This is a genomic window from Caldicoprobacter algeriensis (genome assembly GCF_023838525.1).
Classification (GTDB): domain Bacteria; phylum Bacillota; class Clostridia; order Caldicoprobacterales; family Caldicoprobacteraceae; genus Caldicoprobacter; species Caldicoprobacter algeriensis.
Genome location: NZ_JAHUQD010000012.1, coordinates 14939 through 35828, shown reverse-complemented (window position 1 = coordinate 35828; position 20890 = coordinate 14939). Strand labels below are relative to the sequence as shown.

21 protein-coding genes are annotated in these 20890 nt (G+C 49.1%); all 21 read left to right on the top strand.

The features are described 5' to 3' along the window. Nucleotides 1–113: 113 nt before the first annotated feature. The 21 genes from tsf (at nt 114) to rpsO (ending at nt 20822) form a co-directional block, all read left to right on the top strand. Nucleotides 114–767 carry a translation elongation factor Ts gene (tsf, locus tag KVG29_RS08215; protein ID WP_252227752.1) on the top strand — a complete coding sequence of 218 codons (654 nt, stop codon included), beginning with the start codon at nt 114–116 and terminating at the stop codon, nt 765–767. Between the two features lie 117 nt (nt 768–884). Then, a complete protein-coding gene (gene pyrH / locus KVG29_RS08210; protein ID WP_252227751.1) occupies nt 885–1610 on the top strand; it encodes a UMP kinase in 726 nt (241 codons plus the stop codon). Nucleotides 1611–1615: 5 nt separating this feature from the next. Further along, nucleotides 1616–2182, top strand: a complete 567-nt coding sequence (gene frr / locus KVG29_RS08205) for a ribosome recycling factor (RefSeq protein WP_252227750.1) — start codon at nt 1616–1618, stop codon at nt 2180–2182. Next, entirely contained in the window at nt 2183–2443 is a 261-nt protein-coding gene (locus tag KVG29_RS08200; RefSeq protein ID WP_252227749.1) for a PASTA domain-containing protein, read from the top strand. It begins immediately after the preceding gene. Between the two features lie 8 nt (nt 2444–2451). Continuing rightward, nucleotides 2452–3228: an isoprenyl transferase gene (locus KVG29_RS08195; RefSeq protein WP_252227748.1), complete on the top strand. Its 777-nt coding sequence runs from the start codon at nt 2452–2454 to the stop codon at nt 3226–3228. A gap of 15 nt (nt 3229–3243) precedes the next feature. After that, nucleotides 3244–4053, top strand: a complete 810-nt coding sequence (locus KVG29_RS08190) for a phosphatidate cytidylyltransferase (protein ID WP_252227747.1) — start codon at nt 3244–3246, stop codon at nt 4051–4053. A gap of 75 nt (nt 4054–4128) precedes the next feature. Beyond that, nucleotides 4129–5268, top strand: coding sequence for a 1-deoxy-D-xylulose-5-phosphate reductoisomerase (locus tag KVG29_RS08185; protein WP_252227746.1), 1140 nt, complete (start codon nt 4129–4131; stop codon nt 5266–5268). 19 nt (nt 5269–5287) lie between these two features. Continuing rightward, nucleotides 5288–6313: an RIP metalloprotease RseP gene (gene rseP, locus KVG29_RS08180; protein ID WP_252227745.1), complete on the top strand. Its 1026-nt coding sequence runs from the start codon at nt 5288–5290 to the stop codon at nt 6311–6313. A 53-nt stretch (nt 6314–6366) separates the two neighbouring features. Then, nucleotides 6367–7440 carry a flavodoxin-dependent (E)-4-hydroxy-3-methylbut-2-enyl-diphosphate synthase gene (gene ispG / locus KVG29_RS08175; protein WP_252227744.1) on the top strand — a complete coding sequence of 358 codons (1074 nt, stop codon included), beginning with the start codon at nt 6367–6369 and terminating at the stop codon, nt 7438–7440. Continuing rightward, on the top strand, nt 7437–8066 hold the full coding sequence (locus KVG29_RS08170; protein WP_252227743.1) for a glycosyltransferase family 2 protein: 630 nt from the start codon (nt 7437–7439) through the stop codon (nt 8064–8066). The genes ispG and KVG29_RS08170 overlap by 4 nt, the downstream gene beginning before the upstream one ends. Nucleotides 8067–8118: 52 nt before the next feature. Beyond that, nucleotides 8119–12420 carry a PolC-type DNA polymerase III gene (locus KVG29_RS08165; RefSeq protein WP_252227742.1) on the top strand — a complete coding sequence of 1434 codons (4302 nt, stop codon included), beginning with the start codon at nt 8119–8121 and terminating at the stop codon, nt 12418–12420. A 155-nt stretch (nt 12421–12575) separates the two neighbouring features. Next, nucleotides 12576–13040, top strand: coding sequence for a ribosome maturation factor RimP (gene rimP, locus KVG29_RS08160; RefSeq protein WP_252227741.1), 465 nt, complete (start codon nt 12576–12578; stop codon nt 13038–13040). Between the two features lie 13 nt (nt 13041–13053). Then, complete coding sequence (nusA, locus tag KVG29_RS08155; protein WP_252227740.1) at nt 13054–14094, top strand: transcription termination factor NusA; 1041 nt, start codon at nt 13054–13056, stop codon at nt 14092–14094. A 29-nt stretch (nt 14095–14123) separates the two neighbouring features. Further along, nucleotides 14124–14405: an RNase P modulator RnpM gene (rnpM, locus tag KVG29_RS08150; protein WP_338084631.1), complete on the top strand. Its 282-nt coding sequence runs from the start codon at nt 14124–14126 to the stop codon at nt 14403–14405. Then, nucleotides 14389–14721 carry a L7Ae/L30e/S12e/Gadd45 family ribosomal protein gene (locus tag KVG29_RS08145; RefSeq protein ID WP_252227739.1) on the top strand — a complete coding sequence of 111 codons (333 nt, stop codon included), beginning with the start codon at nt 14389–14391 and terminating at the stop codon, nt 14719–14721. Before rnpM ends, KVG29_RS08145 begins: the two co-directional genes overlap by 17 nt. A 7-nt stretch (nt 14722–14728) precedes the next feature. Continuing rightward, nucleotides 14729–17194, top strand: coding sequence for a translation initiation factor IF-2 (gene infB / locus KVG29_RS08140; protein ID WP_252227738.1), 2466 nt, complete (start codon nt 14729–14731; stop codon nt 17192–17194). A gap of 18 nt (nt 17195–17212) precedes the next feature. Beyond that, nucleotides 17213–17578 carry a 30S ribosome-binding factor RbfA gene (gene rbfA, locus KVG29_RS08135; protein ID WP_252227737.1) on the top strand — a complete coding sequence of 122 codons (366 nt, stop codon included), beginning with the start codon at nt 17213–17215 and terminating at the stop codon, nt 17576–17578. Further along, a complete protein-coding gene (locus tag KVG29_RS08130; RefSeq protein WP_252227736.1) occupies nt 17575–18564 on the top strand; it encodes a DHH family phosphoesterase in 990 nt (329 codons plus the stop codon). Before rbfA ends, KVG29_RS08130 begins: the two co-directional genes overlap by 4 nt. Before the next feature lie 23 nt (nt 18565–18587). Further along, nucleotides 18588–19496: a tRNA pseudouridine(55) synthase TruB gene (gene truB / locus KVG29_RS08125; RefSeq protein WP_252227735.1), complete on the top strand. Its 909-nt coding sequence runs from the start codon at nt 18588–18590 to the stop codon at nt 19494–19496. A 10-nt stretch (nt 19497–19506) separates the two neighbouring features. Beyond that, on the top strand, nt 19507–20451 hold the full coding sequence (locus KVG29_RS08120; RefSeq protein ID WP_252227734.1) for a bifunctional riboflavin kinase/FAD synthetase: 945 nt from the start codon (nt 19507–19509) through the stop codon (nt 20449–20451). Between the two features lie 107 nt (nt 20452–20558). Then, nucleotides 20559–20822, top strand: coding sequence for a 30S ribosomal protein S15 (gene rpsO / locus KVG29_RS08115; protein ID WP_025746638.1), 264 nt, complete (start codon nt 20559–20561; stop codon nt 20820–20822). The last annotated feature ends 68 nt before the right edge of the window (nt 20823–20890 follow it).

Here is a 20890-nt window from a genome sequence, read left to right as displayed (position 1 = left end):
ATCTTTCCCTTTCTTTTCGATGATCTACATAGAGTTTTTTGGTGGTTTGGGTAAAGTTACTTCTATGAGGAGATAGTCCAAAGCTACACTATACAAGAAACGGAGGAATTAGTATGGAAATAACTGCTTCGATGGTAAAAGAGCTGAGGGAGCGGACCGGATGTGGAATGATGGACTGCAAGAAGGCCTTGCAGGATGCAAACGGCGATATGGAGAAGGCCATTGAGCTGCTCAGGGAGAGAGGCCTTGCAGCTGCTGCTAAAAAAGCTGGACGAATTGCTGCTGAAGGCTTGGTGGATGCGTATATCCATTTTGGCGGAAGGATCGGCGTGCTGGTCGAGGTAAACTGCGAAACTGATTTTGTGGCAAAGACTGACGAGTTTAGGGTTTTTGTGCGCGATATCGCAATGCATATAGCAGCGTCTAATCCACAGTACCTGTCGAGGGAAGAAGTACCACAGGAAGTTATAGATAAGGAAAAGGAGATACTGAGGGCCCAGGCTTTAAATGAGGGTAAGCCAGAAAAAGTAGTAGAAAAAATAATAGAAGGCAGGATCAGCAAGTTCTATAAAGAGGTATGCCTTTTGGAGCAGCCCTTTGTGAAAGATCCTGATAAGACCATTCAGGACCTGGTCATGGAGATGATATCCAAGCTGGGCGAAAATATCAGGATTCGACGGTTTGTAAGGTTTGAATTAGGCGAAGGCCTTCAAAAGCGGGAAGACAATTTCGCACAAGAGGTTGCAAAACAGATGAAAGGCAATTAAAAAAGAGAACACATACGTGTTCTCTTTTTTTGGGAAAATTAATTTGAACTTTGTTGTTCCAAAAAAGAGGATATGCCGCATGAGTGTAGAAATATATTAAAAGATGGAGGTACTCTAATGGAAAAGCCGATATTTAAAAGGGTTGTTCTAAAGCTCAGCGGAGAAGCGTTAGCCGGCAAAAAGGGGTACGGCATTGACCGTGATATTTTGAATCTGATAGCTGATCAGGTAATAGAGATACAAAAGATGGGGGTAGAAGTAGCCATCGTGGTCGGCGGCGGCAACATATGGAGAGGCAGAGAAGGCGTGGGTATGGGCATGGACAGGACGACGGCCGACCACATGGGGATGCTGGCAACAGTTATAAACGCACTGGCGCTTCAAGACGTGCTGGAGAGCAAAAACGTGCAGACCAGGGTTCAGACCGCCATTGAGATGAGGCAGATAGCCGAGCCATATATACGCAGGAGGGCAATAAGGCATCTGGAGAAGGGCAGGATAGTGATATTTGCCTGCGGTACAGGCAACCCATATTTTTCTACCGATACCACAGCTGCGCTGCGGGCAGCTGAGATAGAAGCCGAAGTCATATTGCTGGCTAAAAACGTCGATGGGGTGTACGATGACGACCCTAAGAAAAATCCCAATGCCAAGAAGATCGATGAGATCTGCTACATTGATGTGCTGAATCAAGGGCTGGGCGTTATGGATACTACTGCTATCTCGCTTTGCATGGATAATAAAATCCCGATTATAGTATTCGGACTGGAGAACCAGGAAAACATAAAAGCTGCTGTTTTGGGCAAGAAAGTAGGTACAATAATAGGTGAGTTAAGGAGGTAGATAGTATGAACCCCAGTATAAAAGAGGTGCATGACCAGGCCAGCTCCAAGATGGCCAAATCGGTGGAAGTGTTAAAAAAGGAACTCATAGGGATACGAGCAGGGCGAGCCAATCCAAAGCTCCTCGAGCGCATAGTGGTGGATTACTATGGCGTGCCCACTCCCATCAATCAGCTTGGAAATATCTCGGCACCCGAGCCCCGAATGCTGGTCATATCGCTGTGGGATACCAAGATGATTCCTGCAGTGGAAAAGGAGATATTGAAATCGGATTTGGGAGTTACGCCTAACAACGACGGCAAGGTTATACGCCTTATCTTTCCTGAGCTCACCGAGGAGCGCAGGAAGGAACTGGTAAAACTGGTTAGAAAGTACGGAGAAGAGGCCAAGGTGGCTGTGCGTTCGGTAAGGCGCGAAGCTAATGAACAGCTAAAGAAGATGAAGAAGAACGCCGAGATAAGCGAGGACGATTTAAAGAGCGGAGAGGAAATGATTCAGAAGTTGACCGATCAATACGTAAAGAAGATCGACGATATAGTCAAAGAGAAGGAACAGGAGATCATGGAGGTATAGATGGGCATACCTGATTTGGTAGGTTTAAAGCTCCAGGATGCGCTTCAGATTCTGGAGAAGAGCGACCTGTGTACTACTCCCAGGATAGTGAGGTATTTTCCACCAGCATCAAAAGGCCTTAAGCAGGGCTATAATCTGGAAGAGAGGGTCATTCGCCAAAGAATTGTGGAAGATGGGCAGATTGAGCTGGTTGTTTCCTCTTTCAGACACTGCCCCCTTGATTTTGAATCATATAAGCCCGTGCATGAGGAGGAAGGATAAAGCGTTAAATGTTTAGAAGCAAGAAGAATGCCAATGGGTCGGATTTATCTGCCTTGATAGAGCAGGTAAAGAGCAAGCCGCTGCCGCAGCATGTGGCCATAATCATGGACGGGAATGGCAGATGGGCCACAAGAAGGGGGCTTCCCCGAGTGGCCGGCCACAGGCAGGGAGTGGAGGCTCTTAGGGAGGTAATAAGGACCAGCGATGAGCTGGGGATAAAGTATCTGACGCTGTATGCTTTTTCAACCGAAAACTGGAAAAGGCCTGCAGCGGAAATCGATGCTTTAATGTCGCTGCTGGTAGAGTATTTAAGAAAGGAGATCAGGGAACTTAATTCAAACAACGTCAAAATCTCCGTATTGGGACAGGTTGAGGTGTTTCCCACTGTTGCTCAGAGGGAAATCGCCAATGCGGTAGAGCTTACAAAGAACAACACCGGATTGAACGTGAATATAGCCTTGAACTACGGCGGAAGGGCCGAGATCGTACGAGCAGCCAAAGCCATAGCAAGGGATGTGCTGGACAAAAAGATTTCAATAGATGACATTGACGAACGGCTTTTCAGCAACTACCTGTATACGGCAAATATCCCTGATCCCGACCTTTTGATTCGGACCAGCGGAGAATTCAGGTTGAGTAATTTTTTGCTGTATCAGATCGCATATACCGAATTGGTGTTCACAGCTCCCGATGTTCTCTGGCCAGATTTTGATAAAAAGGCCTACCTCGAAGCGATCATGGAGTATCAGAGGCGTCAAAGGCGGTATGGCGGCCTCAACGGATGAGAGGACGGATTGAAAATGCTTATTTTAAGAATAGCGAGCGCGGCAATAGGCATTGTGTATTTGATACTGGCTTTTTACATAGGAGGTTGGTTTTTAGACCTGTCGGTCTTAGGTATATCATTGATCGGGATGCACGAGTTCTATACCGCTGTACGCCATCGAGGATACAATCCCCTTTCCTGGGTAGGTTATTTGTTTATTTTTTGGCTGTTCTGGTCTATTGCCCTGCATTTAAGTTACTTTCATGCTATTCTGCTGAGTGCCCTTCTGGCTGCTTTTTTTTGTTTATTCCTTACTGTGGTATCCCAGCGCTTGAATTTGTTGGATGCCTGTTTGACAGTTTTTGGATGTATATATCCAGGCATGGCTTTTATGTCATTGATTTTATTATATGATGTTGAAATATATGGTAAATATCTGCTTATATTTACGCTGTTTGCCACATGGGCTACAGACACATTTGCTTATTTCACTGGGCTTGCGCTGGGAAAGAATAAGCTGTGTCCTAGGGTTAGCCCCAAAAAAACCGTTGAAGGAAGCATAGGTGGCGTCTTGGGAAGCCTGGTAACAGGCATTTTGGTGTGGATGGTTTTCACCCGTTTTTATAAGCTTGAGATGGGATATCTTCATTATGCCATCATCAGCCTGTTGTGCGGTATAACGTCGCAAATGGGAGATTTAGCAGCCTCTAGCATCAAGAGGTTTTGCAATATAAAGGATTTTGGACATATTCTGCCAGGGCATGGCGGAATACTGGATCGGTTTGACAGCATTTTATTTACCGTGCCGGTTGTATACTTCTATTATCTCCTATTTTTAAGCTAAATTGCCCATGTTTACATAATGTATGCACTTATGGCAAAACTTAAGAGTACAGAGGATGATATACGGAGGTCAAAGATGAAGAAGAGGATAGCAATACTGGGATCGACTGGGTCTATAGGCCGGCAAGCTCTGGACGTAATACATCAACATGCCGATAATTACCAGGTCGTTGCTTTGACCACCAACCGAAATGTCTGGCTTCTAGCGCAACAGGTCGAGGCCTTTCGCCCCTCTTATGTTGGGATAGTGGATGCTGAAAGCGCTGAAGAGTTTAAAAATTATGGTTTGGCCGACCTGGAGCTTGTATCGGGCAAGGATTGTCTGGTTAAACTGGCTACGCTGCCTGAGGTTGATTTGGTACTGGTGGCAGTGGTGGGGATTGCAGGACTTGAGCCCACTATAGCGGCTCTGGAAGCCGGCAAAAACGTTGCGCTGGCAAACAAGGAGTCACTGGTGGCTGGTGGACATCTAGTAATGGAAGCTGCTCGAAGGTCGGGAAGTAAAATCATACCAGTGGACAGCGAGCATTCAGCCATATTTCAGTGCCTGGCCGGCTGTGATGACCCGGCCAGGATAAACAGGGTGTACCTCACGGCGTCGGGAGGGCCGTTTAGAAATTATACAAAGGATGAGCTGCGGCACGTTACAGTCGAGGAGGCATTGAATCATCCTAACTGGAAGATGGGCAAAAAGGTGACCATAGACAGTGCCACTTTGATGAACAAGGGGCTTGAGGTCATGGAGGCGCATTGGCTGTTTGGCCTATCCATAGGGCAGATCCAGGTGGTCATCCATCCTCAGAGCATTGTACATTCGATGGTGGAATATATTGATGGCAGCATAATAGCCCATATGGGCAAGACCGACATGCGCCTGCCCATACTGTACGCCTTATCCTGGCCTGAGCGCATCAAATCTAGCGTTGGAAGCTTGGACCTTACCGCCATGGAACCCCTTACCTTCGAGATGCCCGATTTTGACAGATTCCCATGCCTTGCACTGGCCTATAAAGCGTTGGAGATAGGGGGTACCATGCCTGCTGTATTGAACGCTGCCGATGAGGTGGCGGTAGAAAAATTCTTAAAAGGTGAGATTTCCTTCATAGAAATTCCTGTAATGATAGAGCAGGCCATGAAGTCCCATAAGGCCATTCAAAACCCTGACCTCAATACAATCTTGAGGGTGGACCACAGCGTACGCAGACAATTGATGTGAAAAAGAGGTAGATGGAAGAATGTTAACGTTATTGGTTGCCCTGATTTTCTTTGGCGTTCTCATAATGGTCCATGAGCTGGGCCATTTTTTGGCTGGACGCCTGGTAGGCATACACGCCGAAGAATTTTCAATTGGTATGGGCCCTAAATTGTTTGGTTTTTCCAGAAAAGGCACACAGTTCTCGGTAAGGGCCCTGCCAATAGGTGGATACGTGAAATTTCTCGGCGAAGATGAAAAGTCGGATGATCCGCGGGCCTTCAATAATGCCAGCCTGTGGAGGCGTATGGCGGTCATAGTAGCAGGGCCGGCCATGAATATACTGCTGGCTGTGGTGCTTCTCGCCGTGTTTTATATGAGCTACGGTATATATGAGGTGGTACCCGAGATTTTGGAAGTGGTAGAAGACAGCCCAGCCGACAGGGCAGGACTCATGCCGGGCGACAGGATTATAGAGGTAGATGACGTATCGGTGGAAGGCCTCCAAGCACAGGAAGCGGTTGAAGCTATACGTAATGCCATAAGGCAAAAAGGCGGCAATGAGCTAGAAATAGTCGTGCGCAGAGATGGGGAAAATATAAGCGTGAAGCTGGTACCAGAGTACAGCGACCAAAGCGATTCGTATGTGATAGGAATAGTTTTTGGGCGGATTAGGCGTTACGGCCTGATGCCATCCATAGGCCTGGCTTTTAATCAGGCAGGGAGAATAATGTTTTTGATGGTGGATATGCTGAGGGCTCTCATATTCAGGGGCCAGGGACTAAATGAGGTCATGGGCCCTGTAGGCATTGTAGGCGAAATAGGCAAGGCCGTTCAAGCCGGGATGCAGCAGCTTTTGAGCCTGGCGGTAATCATAACCTTGAACCTGGGGATTATAAACCTGATTCCCTTCCCTGCGCTGGACGGCGGGCGACTTGCGCTGCTTTTGATTGAAGGGGTAAGGGGCAAACCCCTTGAGCCCGAGAAGGAAGGGTTCATCCACTTCATAGGATTTGTGGTGCTCATACTCCTTATGGTATTGGTGACCTATCAGGACATAATGAGATGAGCCAGGGATTGCGCGTGTAGTATATCCAAATATTGTTTTGGCGGTGAAAGAGCATGGAAAGGCGTAGGACCAGAAAAGTGAAGGTAGGAAGGATTGAGATAGGGGGAGATGCCCCCATTTCGGTGCAGTCCATGACCAATACTGATACCAGGGATGTGGATGCCACCATAAAGCAGGTGCTTGAGCTGGAAGCGGCCGGGTGCGACATAGTGAGGCTGGCCGTGTTTGATGAGGCGTGTGCCAATACCATCGAAGAGATCAAGAAGGTTACCGACATCCCTCTGGTTGCCGACATACACTTCGACTACCGCTTAGCGCTTGCCGCCATCGAAAAGGGCGTCGATAAATTGAGGATCAATCCGGGCAATATAGGTGGTTACAGCGAGGTGCAGAGAGTGGTTTCGGCCGCCAAGGAAAAAGGCATACCCATACGGATTGGCGTAAACTCTGGATCCTTGAGCAGGGAAATAGTGTACAGATACGGCAATACGCCGCAAGCCATGGTGGAAAGCGCTCTGGAGCACGTGGCCATACTGGAAAAACTGGGATACGAAAATATCGTAATCTCGCTTAAGGCTTCCAGCGTTATGAAGACCATAGAGGCTTACCGCCTGATGAGCCAGCGAGCGGATTATCCGCTACACCTTGGAGTTACAGAGGCGGGGACCATCTTCTCGGGGACCATAAAGTCGGCCATCGGGATTGGCACCTTGCTGGCCGAGGGCATCGGCGATACCTTGAGGGTCTCGCTTACAGCTTCGCCGGTTGAAGAGGTAAGGGTAGGACGCGAGATATTGAAGGCCTTTGGGCTGAGGGCATACGGCATCGAGATAATATCGTGCCCCACCTGTGGGCGGTGCAATGTCGACTTGATACGCCTGGCCGAAAGGCTGCAGGAGGAACTTGAAGGGATCGATTATCCGCTGAAGGTGGCGGTGATGGGGTGCGTGGTCAATGGCCCGGGTGAAGCACGGGAGGCCGATATAGGGATTGCTGGAGGCAAGGGGAAGGTGGCCTTGTTCAAAAAAGGCAAGGTGGTAAGCACCGTCCCTGAGGACAAGGCTCTGGAGGTGCTGATATCCGAAATCCGCAACATGATAGGTAAGAAGGGGAACAGCGCTCAATGAGCGTATCGGCGATAATACCAGCATATAACGAGGAAAAGCACATAGGTCAGGTCCTGGCTGCCGTCAAAAGGGTAGGCGAGATTGCCGACATAGTGGTGGTAAGCGATGGCTCTACCGACAGGACGGTAGAGGTGGCATATGGCTTTGGCGTAAGGGTGATCCAGCTGCCCCGGAATATGGGCAAGGGGTGTGCCATGAAGGCAGGGCTGGATAACACCTCAGCTTCTACAGTGCTGTTTTTGGATGCTGACCTGGTAGGGATAGAGCCCCATCACGTACGAGCGCTTCTTCTACCGGTATACCATGGGGCTGCTGACATGGCGCTGGGAGTGTTTTGCTCGGGAAGGGGTGTGACCGACCTTGCCCAGAGGCTGACGCCCTTTTTGACAGGGCAACGGGCTGTTAAAAGATGGGTGCTGGATATGTTAAGCGATAATGTGTGGAACACAGGCTACGGCATAGAGATGGCATTGACGCGCTGTGTACGCAAATACGACTTGAAAGTTATGGAGGTTCCGCTGTACGGCGTAACCCATGCCATGAAAGAGGAAAAGATGGGCGTCATGCGCGGTATGGCGGCGCGGCTGAAGATGTACTGGGAGATTGCAAAGCAGCTCAGGATGTAGTCTCTGCTGAAATATTATGGAAAATAAGGGGCGCTTTAAGGGGGGAAATCATATGGCTAATGACAGCGTAAAAGCGTTCCCACTGGTAAAGATAGTCGATGATAGGTACTCTACATGGCTGGATAACCTCAGCCTGGTAAAGACGATAGTCTACAAAAACCAGAGAAAATGGGACATATACGTAAATGCCGATTCTTTTGTGGACCCTGAGAGGATACGCCTGCTCGAACAGCACATCAAAGAAAAGCTTCCAGAACTGGAACAGGTAAAATTGAAGGTATTGTACCGGGACAGCGGCATGGAAATGCTAAAACGCCATTTTTCTCATTTTTGGAATGCCATTGTTGAATCGATGAAGAATGAACTTCCTTCTTTGAACGGATGGATAGACCATTGTACCCCTCAGCTATCGTCCGATGGGCTCAGGCTTTTGATCAACCACCCTGTAGCCTTAGAACTGTTTAAAATAAAGAAGATAGACCAGTATATAAGTAAGTGGCTACTTGAGACGTTTAACCAGCACATAAAGGTGAGCATGGAGCTTATAGAGGATGAGCAGGAATGGCTGAATGAGGAGTATTTTGTCAAAAGGGAAAAAGAGGACTCCCTTTTGGTCCAAGAAGCGGTGCAAGTAAATGAGTCGCGTTCCAAATCCTCAGGGAAGCAGGGTAAGGAGAGTAAGGCAGAAGATAAGGAAGCTGTTATCCTGGGCAAGGCCATAAAGGACTCTCCGGTGCCCATATCGCAGATTCAGGATGGCATTGAGGCAACTGTCATTGAGGGCGAGGTGTTCGACGTTGAAAAGAGGGAGCTCAAAGGTGAGAAGGTGCTCTTTTGCCTGGATGTTACCGATTATACCGATTCGATTACAGTAAAGGTGTTCTGCCCCAAGGATAAGGTTTCAGATGTGGAAAATAGCATACAGGGCGGCTGCTGGATACGGGTGAAAGGCAATTGCCGTTATGACCCGTTTCAGAGGGAAGATGTATTGCAGGCCAGCGATATCATGCTGGTTTCTCCTAGGCAAAGGCAGGATACATATCCAGAAAAGAGGGTGGAACTTCATCTGCATACCCAGATGAGCGCCATGGATGCCGTATCTCCTGCGACGGCGCTGGTACAGCGCGCTGCGCAGTGGGGCCATACGGCCATCGCCATCACCGATCATGGCGTGGTACAGGCGTTTCCGGAAGCTCACGAAGCCAGCCAGCAGTACGGCATAAAGGTCATATACGGTGTGGAGGCCTATCTGATCAACGATTGCAAGCCCATAGTTATAAAAGCCAATGACGGGGATTTTAACCAGCCATTTGTGGTTCTGGACATAGAGACCACCGGCCTTAATCCTAAAAGGGATGAGATCACCGAGATCGGGGCTGTCAAGATAGTGGGCAGGGAGATCGTGGATACCTTCAGCTGTTTCGTCAATCCTGGAGTGCCAATTCCCCGCGACATTGTAAAGCTTACCGGCATTACCGACGAGATGGTAAGGGATGCGCCTACCATTGAGGAGGTTTTGCCAAGGCTGCTTGAATTCTTCGGCGATGCAGTGCTTGTGGCTCATAACGCACCGTTCGACCTCGGGTTTATAAAGGAGAAATGCAGACGCATAGGTGCAAGGATAAGCAATCCTATTCTGGATACGTTGTCGTTAGCTAGGGAGCTATTTAAGGACATCAAGCGCCACAGCCTGGACGCTGTTGCCCAGCATCTCAATATACCCCAGCAGCGGCATCACAGGGCGCTGGACGACGCTAAAACAGCAGCCTATATACTGGTGCATATGCTGAACATGCTGGAGGAAAAAGGGGCCAGCAAGCTATGCCATATAAATACCCTGTTTAGCCATACCCGCAACTTAAACAGCCTTGAGAGCTACCATGCTGTCATACTGGCCCAGACACAGGATGGGCTGATAAATCTCTACAGGCTCATTACCAAATCGCATCTGGATTATTTCTATCGCAAGCCGCGCATTCCAAAGAGCGTGCTGGTAAACCACCGCGACGGGTTAATAGTAGGCTCGGGATGCGAGGCCGGAGAGCTTTATCAGGCAATATTGAATGGCGCGCCTGATGAGGAGCTTAGGGATATAGCGCTTTTTTATGATTATCTTGAGATACAGCCGCTGGGCAACAATGAACATTTAATCCGCGAGGGAAAGGTGAAGGATATCGATGCCTTGAAAGAGATCAACAGGAAGATAGTGGAGCTGGGGGAAAAGCTCAACAAGCCTGTGGTGGCGACAGGCGATGTGCACTTCCTTGACCCGTACGATGAGTACTACAGGCGTATACTCATGAGCTGTCAAGGCTACGAGGATGCTGAGCAGCAGGCGCCGCTGTACTTTAGGACCACTGACGAGATGCTGGACGAGTTTGGATACCTTGGAGAGGACAAGGCAAAGGAGGTCGTGATATACGCGCCGAGGGCCATTGCCGACAGCATCGAAAGCATAAAGCCCATACCCGATGAGCTCTACACGCCAGAGATTCCCGGTGCCGAAGAAAACGTCCGGAACATGGCTATAAGCAATGCCAAAGCCATATACGGCGACCCCCTCCCTCCTGTTGTGGAGGAACGCTTGAACAAGGAGTTAAACGCCATAATAAACAACGGCTATGCGGTGCTGTACTGGATTGCACACAAGCTGGTCAAAAAATCGCTAGAGGATGGCTACCTGGTGGGTTCCCGGGGTTCGGTGGGGTCTTCATTTGTTGCTACCATGACTGGCATTACAGAGGTAAATCCCCTGCCGCCGCACTATGTGTGCCCGTCCTGCAAGCACTCGGATTTTGACGTGGACACATCTAAATACGGGTGCGGCGTTGACCTACCTGACAAAAATTGCCCGCTGTGCGGTACGCCTTATAGAAAAGAAGGCTTTGACATTCCTTTCGAGGTGTTTTTGGGCTTCAATGGCGATAAGGTGCCCGATATCGACCTCAACTTTTCAGGCGAGTACCAGTCTACCGCACACAAATATGCTGAAGAGCTGCTGGGTCGTGGAAATGTCTTCAGGGCGGGTACAATCGCCACTGTAGCTGAAAAGACGGCCTTTGGGTTTGTCAAGAAATATCTTGAGGAGCACAACAGGGTGGCGCGGAATGCAGAGATTAAGCGCCTTGTTAGGGGATGTACCGGCATAAAGCGCACCACCGGCCAGCATCCAGGGGGAGTTATGGTGGTGCCACACAAGTACGATATCCATCAGTTCACGCCGCTGCAGTATCCGGCCGATGACAGGGAATCGGGGGTCATCACCACCCATTTTGATTACCATTCAATAAGCAGCAGGCTGGTCAAGCTGGATATACTGGGGCATGACGATCCAACCGTCATACGCATGCTTGAGGACATAACCGGCATAAACGCCAAAACCATTCCCATTGGCGAGGAGAGGACCATGAGGATATTCTCCAGCACCGAACCGCTGGGGCTCTCGCCGGAAGATATAAATTGTGAGGTGGGCACCTTCGGCATACCTGAATTCGGCACGCGGTTTGTCAGGCAGATGCTCACCGAGACCAGGCCCAAAACCTTTTCTGAGCTGGTGAGAATAAGTGGGCTTTCCCACGGTACCGACGTGTGGCTTAACAACGCGCAGGATTTAATAAGGAACGGGATTGCCCAGCTTTCGGAGGTCATCTCGGCCAGGGACGATATAATGGTGTATCTCATGTACAAAGGCGTTGAACCCGTGCTGTCGTTCAAGATAATGGAGAACGTGCGCAAAGGGAAGGGTTTAACCCCCGAGCAGGAACAAAAGATGAGGGAGAACAACGTGCCGGAATGGTATATTGAGTCGTGCAAGAAGATAAAATACATGTTTCCCAAGGCGCACGCGGTGGCCTACGTGATCATGGCATTCAGGATTGCTTACTTCAAGGTGTACTATCCCGAGGCCTTTTATGCCACATACTTTACAGTCAGGGCTGATGACTTTGACGTCGATACTATATTGAAAGGGAAAGAGGCCATTGCGCGCAGGATCAAGGAAATGGACTCAAAGGGCAATGCCCTGAGCGTAAAGGAGAAAAACTCCTTATCGGTGCTCGAGGTGGCGCTGGAGATGTATGCCAGGGGGATAAAGCTGCTTCCTGTTGACCTGTATAAATCCGATGCCGTGAAGTTTCTTGTGACGCCCGAGGGCATAAGGATGCCGTTCAATGCCCTGCCGGGAGTTGGAATAAGCGCTGCAACCAGCATTGCCGAGGCCAGAAAAGCGGGCAAATTCGTATCTATAGAGGATTTCCGTGAAAGGGCAAAGGTTTCAAAGGCGGTCGTTGAAATATTAAAAAATTACGGCTGTCTTAATGACTTGCCCGAGACAAGTCAAATTTCGTTTTTTTAACTTGCATTTGCTGGAACGTGGTGATATAATGAACTTGATTTACCATAGCTTGTTTGTGTGGTAGAGTGGGGAAACCCACTCTTTCGTTGTTATTGATTAAAATACGCGATTAGGAAAGATTAATAATATGAAAATTTCATTTTGGAGGTTGTGGTATGGCACATAATAAGGTTGAGCAAGTGGTGGAGGAGCTTGCGCGCCCCATCCTCGAAGATCTCAAATATGAGCTTGTGGACATAGAGTACAAAAAGGAGGGTGGAAGCTGGTTTTTAAGGTTTTACCTCGATAAGCCCGGCGGAATCACGCTGGATGACTGCCAGATATTCAGCGAACGAATCAGCGAACTGTTGGACCAGGTTGATCCCATTCCGCATCGCTATTACCTGGAGGTATCTTCGCCCGGGCTTGACAGGCCGCTCAAGAAGGATGAAGATTTCAAGCGTTATAAGGGGCACAGGGTTCATGTAAAGTTGTACAAGTCTGTCAATGGCGAGAAGAACTATTACGGCGAACTGGTAGGACTTGAAAACGGCAACGTAGTCATACAGAATGGGGGATGTACCTACTCGTTCCCGCGAGAGAATGTTGCTATGGTGCGGCTGGATGTAAATATCTGGTGAAGGAGGAGTATTTATGAATGCCGAATTTTTGGAGGCCATTGAACAGATAGGCAAGGAAAAGGGCATTGATGCCGATATATTGTTTGAGGCCATCAATGCCGCTTTGGTATCAGCCTACAAGAAAAACTTTGGGACAGCACAGAATGTGCGCATTGACATAGATAGGGCAAGCGGGCAAGTAAAGGTCTTTGCCCTTAAAAAGGTGGTGGAAAAGGCCACAAACAAAAACCTGGAGATTGACCTGGAGGAAGCCAGGAAGATCAACCCCAACTATCAGCTCAACGACGTCGTTGAGATAGAGGTGACCCCCAAAAACTTTGGCAGAATTGCCGCACAAAACGCCAAGCAGGTGGTGATACAGCGGATTCGTGAGGCCGAGAGAGCGGTGCTGTATCAAAAGTTTCTTGAGAAGGAAAACGAGATAGTGGCGGGGATTGTCCAGAGGATAGAGAAAAAGACGGTGTTTGTAGACCTTGACCGCGCTGAAGGTATATTACCTCCAAACGAACAGATGCCCAACGAGGAGTATCACGTCAACGACAGAATACGGGTGTACATCCTTGAAGTTAAGAAGACCACCAAGGGGCCGCAGATCATCGTATCGCGTACCCATCCCGGCCTGATCAAGAGGTTGTTTGAGCGCGAGGTGCCCGAGATTGTGCGGGGAGAGGTGATCATAAAGGCCATAGCGAGGGAAGCCGGCTCCAGGACCAAGATTGCGGTGCATTCCACCGTGCCGGGGCTTGATCCAGTAGGCGCTTGCGTTGGGCAGAGGGGTATGCGGGTACAGCACGTGCTGGATGAGGTCAAAGGCGAAAAGATAGATATCGTGAAGTGGAGCAGCAATCCTGCAGAGTTCATTGCAAATGCCTTGAGCCCTGCCAAGGTACAGAGCGTAACCATAGATGAAAAAGAAAAGGCGGCCAGGGTTGTTGTTTCTGATCATCAGCTTTCTTTGGCCATTGGCAAGGAAGGCCAGAACGCCAGGCTTGCCGCCAAATTGACTGGCTGGAAGATCGATATAAAGAGTGAGTCACAGGTGAATAAGTTTTAAGGCCTGCCAGTTTGAAAGGGGGATTGCTGGTGAAGAAAAAAAAGATACCCATGAGGATGTGCGTGGGATGCAGGGAATCAAAGCCAAAGCAGGAGCTTATACGGGTGGTCAGGAGCCCTGAAGGGGAGATTCATATAGATCTAAAGGGCAAGGCTCCGGGTAGAGGGGCTTACCTGTGCTATAACATCGAGTGCCTGGAAAAGGCCATAAAGCACAAATCGCTGGAGCGTGCCCTCGATGAAAAAATTAGCGAAGAAGTGTATCAATCTTTGAGAGGTGAGCTGAGCAAAGTCCATGAATCAGAATCTTAAAAACTTTTACCAGCTGCTGGGCCTGTCGGCAAGGGCGGGTGAGCTGGTGATGGGTGAGACGCTGTGCCAAAAAGCGATAAGGATGCGGAAGGCAAAGCTGGTGATAATAAGCGAGGAAGCTTCGCCCAACACTTTAAAGAAATTTGTAAGTATGTGTAAGTACTACAAAACCGATTACGTGGTAGTGGGAAATAAAGAGATACTGGGTAAGGCTGTGGGTAAGGGGAGCAGAACGGTTCTGGCGGTTACTGATGAGGGACTGAAAGAGGCGTTGCTTAAGCAGCTGCAAAACTCAGAAATGCCAGTGCGGGGGTGATATATGAATGTCAGATATAAACGTTTATGTTACAACCAAAAAGGTAAGAAAAAATGCTGAGTCCCTGCTTGATAAGATAAAAGCGCTCAACAAGGATATAGATGATTATTTAAACAAGATAAAGGATATAGAGAACGCTTTGCAGCAGCAGGCAAAGGAAATGGAGGAAAGGAAGAAGGCTGAGGCATTGAAAGCTGAAAAGGCAAGGCAAAGCCAGCAGGAGGGCGACAGCAGGAAAGCAAGCCGCAGACAGGAAGGCAGGCGTAGGCAGGAGGAGGGACGCAAGGAGGAGGATAGTCGCAGACAGGAGGACAATCGGAGACAGGAAGAAAAGAGCCGCAGGCAGGAGGATATTCGAAAGCAGGAAGAGAATCGCAGGCAAGAGGATAATCAGGCTGTTCAGGAAGAAGGTAGACCGTCAAGGAAGCGGCGTCCTAGACCTAAAGACAAACCAGCAAAGAACGTAATAGACGAGTTCTTCTCTCAACAGGCAGTTGCTCAAAGCAAAGATAAAAAAGCAGATGTTGCTAAAGGGAAAGAGGAAGGTTTTGCCAAGACCTCTGCTGAAACAGGAAAGGCCAAAGCTCAAAAGACCAAGAAGGATTACTGGGAAGAGGAACATCCTTCGGTTTACAATAAGCTTTTGAGAGAGAAGGAGAAAAAGAACAAGAATGCGCAGCAGGCAGCTCAGCAAAAGACTCCTGTTACCGCCGAGAGGAAGAAAGCCATTACCATCGGAGATAGGATAACGGTAAAGGAGCTTTCTGAGACCATAGGTATACAGGTAGCAGAGATCATAAAGCACCTTATGAAGCTGGGCGTATTAGCTACAATAAATCAAGAGCTGGATTACGATACGGCTGCGCTGGTGGCCAGCGAGTTTGGCATTGAGCTTGAGAAAAAGCCCACGGTTTCCTTTGAGGAAATGCTGGTGCAAGAGGACGTGGAAGACGACCCTGCTAGCTTGCAGGAACGGCCACCGGTGGTCACAGTTATGGGCCACGTCGACCATGGCAAGACATCGCTGCTGGATGCCATACGCAACTCCCGCGTGACCGAACAGGAGGCCGGGGGGATTACACAGCATATCGGTGCTTACATGGTGGAGGTCAACGGGAAATACATTACATTTATAGACACGCCCGGTCACGAAGCATTTACATCCATGAGGGCGCGGGGTGCAAAGGTTACCGATATAGCCGTGTTGGTGGTAGCAGCCGATGATGGCGTTATGCCGCAGACCATAGAGGCCATCAACCACGCCAGAGAAGCCAATGTGCCTATCATAGTGGCCATCAATAAAATTGATCTGCCAACTGCCAATCCTGAACGCGTAAAGCGCGAGCTAGCAGAACAAGGCTTGCTGGTTGAGGAGTGGGGCGGCGATACCATAGCGGTACCTGTATCTGCCCTCAAAAAGCAGGGAATTGATAATCTGCTGGAGATGATCCTGCTTGTGGCCGAGATGCAGGAGCTTAAAGCCAATCCTAACAGGCTTGCTAAGGGTACCATCATTGAGGCAAAGCTGGATAAAGGTCGTGGACCGGTTGCTACAGTGTTGGTTCAAAATGGAACCCTTCGCGTGGGAGATGCAATCGTGGCAGGGACGGCCTACGGTCGCGTGAGGGCCATGATGGACCACAACGGCAGAAGGCTGGAAAGCGCGGGCCCTTCTGTGCCGGTTGAGGTGCTGGGCTTTTCGGAGGTGCCCGAAGCTGGAGATATACTGTATGCAGTGGAGGACGACAAGCTGGCAAGACAGGTGGCTGAGGAGCGTAAAGAGAAGACGAAGGAGGCAAGTGCCCGTTCTGCCCTCAAGGCATCGCTGGATGACCTCTTCAACCAGATTGAACAGGGCGAGCTAAAAGAGCTGAAGCTTATCATCAAAGCAGATGTTCAGGGTACGGCCGAAGCCATTAAACAGGCGCTTGAACGCCTTTCAACTGATAAAGTACGCATACGGACCATACACAGCGGCGTGGGCGCCATCACCGAGTCAGACGTAATGCTGGCATCGGCGTCTAACGCGATAATCATCGGATTTAACGTCCGTCCGCCAAGCAGCGTAACGGAGCTGGCTGAAAAGGAGAAGATAGATATAAGGCTGTACCGGGTGATATACGACGCCATTGAAGACGTGAAGGCTGCCATAAAAGGTATGCTTGAGCCGACTTACCGTGAAGTGGTGCTTGGGCATGCAGAAGTACGAACCACCTTCAGAATATCCGGAGTTGGAACGGTTGCCGGTTGCTATGTGACAGACGGGAAAATAGCAAGGAGTGCCCAGGTGCGCATTATCAGGGATGGCATAGTGGTTCACGAGGGGCAAATAGCCTCCCTCAAGCGATTTAAGGATGACGTCAGGGAAGTGGCAGCCGGTTACGAATGCGGTGTAGGCATAAGCAATTTCAATGATATAAAGGAAGGCGATATAATTGAAGCTTTTACCCAGGAAGAAGTTCAAAATGAATGAAATAAGCGGGTGATTGATATGTCATATCAGAGAGCAAAAAGAATAGCTGAAGAGATCAAAAGGGAGCTTAGCGATATACTGCGCAACCATGTAAGGGATCCTCGTATTACCGACATGGTGTCCGTTATAAAGGTTGAGGTATCCAAAGATTTGCGCCATGCTAAAATATACGTGAGCGTGCTGGGGGACAAGGAAGAAAAGCAGAGAACCATGGAAGGTCTGGATCGCGCAACCGGATTTATAAGGAAAGAACTGGGACAGAGACTGGGACTGCGATATGTTCCCGAAATACGCTTTGTACTGGATGAATCGATAGAGTACAGCATACACATAGCCCAAAAGATTGAGGAACTAAAGAAAAAAGAACAGGATGAGAACCAATGAGGGCCATTAAGCTGTTGCCTGTTGTCGAAGCTTTAAAACGGGGCAAGCGGTTTGCCATCATAGCCCACATATCTCCTGATGGCGATACCATTGGTTCTTGTCTTGCACTGGCAAATTTTTTGATGGACCATGGAAAAACGGTTGAGCTGTACTGCCATGATGCTCCGCCCGAAAGCCTGGCCTTTTTGCAGGGTATCCAGAATTTTGTGAGGCCAGGCGAAAATGGCGAAAGTCAAGCGCATTCCACCTATTATGATGCGGTTGTGTGCCTGGATTGCAGCGATGAGGGGAGGCTGGGGGATGCAGCCTATCTCCTCAAGCAGACATCCTGTACCATAAACATCGACCACCATGCAACCAATACCATGTATGCCTGCATCAACGTCGTGGAACCAGGGGCTTCCTCAACCGCCGAGCTGGTCTTTGACCTGATACGGGAGATGGACGGCAATTATTTTTCCCTGCCGGTCCATGAGGCGGTATACACCGGTGTTGCCACCGACACAGGTGGCTTTGGGTTTAGCAATACCACCCCTGCAGCCCATCGAATAGCCGCACAGGTCATCGAATACGGTCTTGATGTGGACAGGTTGACCAGGTTGTTGTTTAGAAATACCACGCTGGCCAGGGTGAGATTGCTGGCAAAGGTGCTGGGTTCCCTGGAAATGCATTGTGACGGCAGGGTGGCCTTTTTGACGGTAAGCAAGGCTATGCTAGAAGAGGTCGGGCTTGACGAAAACAATACCGAGGGAATAATCAATTATGGCATAGATATCGTGGGGGTAGAGTGTGCAGCACTGTTCAAGGAGGCGGAAAAAGACAAGACCAAGGTTAGCCTGCGTACCAAAGGTACCGTTGATGCAAGCGCTTTGGCCGCAAAATTCGGTGGGGGCGGCCATGCACGGGCAGCTGGATGTTTGATAAACGCAGGTATAGAAAAGGCAAAAGGGCAGATCTTGGAAGCACTAAAAGGCATGCTAGAATGAAAAGGGGTTGATGTACCATCGGTTTGGACGGTGTTATCAATGTCTTGAAACCGCCGGGGATGACCTCCAGCGATGTGGTGGTATACCTTCGCAGATTGCTTAAAGTCAAGAAGGTAGGTCATACCGGCACTTTAGATCCGGGAGCTGCCGGCGTCCTACCTGTCTGCATTGGCAAAGCCACCAGGCTGGCCAGCCTCATCGTTGAGGAGGACAAGGTCTATCGCTGCGAGATAATCTTAGGGGCCGAGACTGATACTCTGGATTCGTATGGACGGGTCATTTCGACTTCGAATGATTATCCGAGTTTTGAGGATATAAAGAGGGCATTTGAAGAATTTCGGGGGCGCCTCAAGCAGTTACCACCTATGCATTCGTCTATAAAATACAGGGGTAAAAAGCTGTATGAATATGTGCGGCAGGGCCAGCAGCTGGATATCTCGGGGCTGGAGAGGGAAGTGACCATCTACCGAAATACCATACTGCAATACCTGCCGCCCAACAGAGTTCTGTTTGAGGTTGAGTGCTCCAAGGGTACCTATATACGATCTCTATGCCGGGATATAGGACGCATGTTGGGTTGTGGTGCTTACATGGGCTTTTTGCTGAGGTGCCGCACAGGAAGGTACACCATCGATGATTCCTATACGCTACACGAAATCGCGAAACATCTTTTAAAGGGAGAACTGGATAAAGTCGTCATACCCATGGATAAAGCGGTCGAGGGGTTTGAAAGGGTCGATGTCCCATCCACACACTATCAAAAGCTGATCAACGGCAATCCCGTTAAATTGGCTGTTCGGGCCTTAAAGCTTGAGAAGTTGGACCACCAGGTCCCTATAAGGGTATACTGCAGGGGGGAGTTCATAGGAATAGGAATGGTCAAGTTGGAGGAGGATTACATCCATATAAAAATGGACAAAGTACTGGTGTAAGGGGGCGGCTATGCAGGTAATATTTAATGAGAAAAGTGACCATTCGCTGGGATATCCTGTAGCCATCGCGCTGGGAATGTTTGATGGAATTCATAAGGGGCATAAGGCCCTGATTCGGCGTCTAAAAGAGATAAAGCGCCGCTATGGCTATACTGCGATGGTATATACATTCAAGCAACACCCTTTAAGCTGCTTGCCACCGCGTAAAGCTCCGCCGCAGATCATGAACCTTAACAAGAAGATACTGGAGTTTCATAGGATGGGAGTGGACATCCTTGTCCTCAACAATTTCGATGAGGGATTTGCGCGCACAGCGCCCAGGGAGTTCATACAGCGGTACTTGCTTGAAAAATACGATGTACGCTTCATTGTGGTAGGATATAACTACCGTTTTGGCCATAATGGAAGCGGTGATGCACAGCTCTTAATCCGAATGGGTAAAGAAATGGGGTTTGAAGTTGTGGTGGTACCACCTGTCAAGGTGGGCCGAGAGGTGGTCAGCAGCAGTTTAATTCGCAAAATGATACAGCAGGGAGATGTGGCAAAGGCGTGGCAGTATCTAGGAAGGCCTTATTCCATCAACGGCCAAATAGTTCGCGGGGCCGGTCGGGGAAAAACGCTGGGGCATCCTACTGCCAACCTGGATATTGGACCCAAAAACATAGTGATCCCTAAGTTTGGTGTGTACCTGACGCGCTGTAATCTGGATGGCCAGTGTTTTTGGGGCGTTACCAACGTGGGTCAAAACCCCACGTTTGACCAGTCTGGATTGCATATAGAGACCTTTTTCTTAGATTATCATGGTGGAGAGCTGTACGGCAAACACGTCAGGCTATACTTCTTGAGATATATAAGGGAGGAGAGGCGGTTTCCTTCAAAGCAGGAGCTGGTGCAGCAGATGGAATGCGATGTAGCTGCAGCCAAAAATCTCATTTACAAAATGTTCAAGGTGTGATAAAATAACATTCGGGCAACCAACCACTTCCTTGGTTTTACGTGCCTCCGGCGTAATACTAAGGTTGTGGCGATTATATTAGAATGCAATGGAGGTGAAACAAAGAAATGGACAAGGAATTGAAGAGGCAAATCATCGATGCTTATAAGCTCCATGAGAATGACACCGGTTCTCCTGAAGTGCAGATTGCATTGCTGACCGAGAGGATCAATCATTTGACTGAACACCTGAAGGTACACAAAAAGGACCATCATTCTCGTAGAGGACTTCTCATGATGGTAGGCCGGAGACGCGCTTTGCTCAATTACCTCATGAAGAAGGACATTGAGCGTTACCGTGCTATTGTGTCAAAGCTGAACTTGAGGAAATAGAGATAGAAGGTGGAGCGGGGATGCCCGCTCCATTGCTTATTATGTATCTGTTTAATAATGGTGGCTGA

What these genes read in the sequence shown, in the direction of transcription:
- tsf (WP_252227752.1), top strand. Translation starts at nt 114, where the DNA reads ATGGAAATAACTGCTTCGATGGTAAAAGAGCTGAGGGAGCGGACCGGA.
- pyrH (WP_252227751.1), top strand. Translation starts at nt 885, where the DNA reads ATGGAAAAGCCGATATTTAAAAGGGTTGTTCTAAAGCTCAGCGGAGAA.
- frr (WP_252227750.1), top strand. Translation starts at nt 1,616, where the DNA reads ATGAACCCCAGTATAAAAGAGGTGCATGACCAGGCCAGCTCCAAGATG.
- KVG29_RS08200 (WP_252227749.1), top strand. Translation starts at nt 2,183, where the DNA reads ATGGGCATACCTGATTTGGTAGGTTTAAAGCTCCAGGATGCGCTTCAG.
- KVG29_RS08195 (WP_252227748.1), top strand. Translation starts at nt 2,452, where the DNA reads ATGTTTAGAAGCAAGAAGAATGCCAATGGGTCGGATTTATCTGCCTTG.
- KVG29_RS08190 (WP_252227747.1), top strand. Translation starts at nt 3,244, where the DNA reads ATGCTTATTTTAAGAATAGCGAGCGCGGCAATAGGCATTGTGTATTTG.
- KVG29_RS08185 (WP_252227746.1), top strand. Translation starts at nt 4,129, where the DNA reads ATGAAGAAGAGGATAGCAATACTGGGATCGACTGGGTCTATAGGCCGG.
- rseP (WP_252227745.1), top strand. Translation starts at nt 5,288, where the DNA reads ATGTTAACGTTATTGGTTGCCCTGATTTTCTTTGGCGTTCTCATAATG.
- ispG (WP_252227744.1), top strand. Translation starts at nt 6,367, where the DNA reads ATGGAAAGGCGTAGGACCAGAAAAGTGAAGGTAGGAAGGATTGAGATA.
- KVG29_RS08170 (WP_252227743.1), top strand. Translation starts at nt 7,437, where the DNA reads ATGAGCGTATCGGCGATAATACCAGCATATAACGAGGAAAAGCACATA.
- KVG29_RS08165 (WP_252227742.1), top strand. Translation starts at nt 8,119, where the DNA reads ATGGCTAATGACAGCGTAAAAGCGTTCCCACTGGTAAAGATAGTCGAT.
- rimP (WP_252227741.1), top strand. Translation starts at nt 12,576, where the DNA reads ATGGCACATAATAAGGTTGAGCAAGTGGTGGAGGAGCTTGCGCGCCCC.
- nusA (WP_252227740.1), top strand. Translation starts at nt 13,054, where the DNA reads ATGAATGCCGAATTTTTGGAGGCCATTGAACAGATAGGCAAGGAAAAG.
- KVG29_RS08145 (WP_252227739.1), top strand. Translation starts at nt 14,389, where the DNA reads ATGAATCAGAATCTTAAAAACTTTTACCAGCTGCTGGGCCTGTCGGCA.
- infB (WP_252227738.1), top strand. Translation starts at nt 14,729, where the DNA reads ATGTCAGATATAAACGTTTATGTTACAACCAAAAAGGTAAGAAAAAAT.
- rbfA (WP_252227737.1), top strand. Translation starts at nt 17,213, where the DNA reads ATGTCATATCAGAGAGCAAAAAGAATAGCTGAAGAGATCAAAAGGGAG.
- KVG29_RS08130 (WP_252227736.1), top strand. Translation starts at nt 17,575, where the DNA reads ATGAGGGCCATTAAGCTGTTGCCTGTTGTCGAAGCTTTAAAACGGGGC.
- KVG29_RS08120 (WP_252227734.1), top strand. Translation starts at nt 19,507, where the DNA reads ATGCAGGTAATATTTAATGAGAAAAGTGACCATTCGCTGGGATATCCT.
- rpsO (WP_025746638.1), top strand. Translation starts at nt 20,559, where the DNA reads ATGGACAAGGAATTGAAGAGGCAAATCATCGATGCTTATAAGCTCCAT.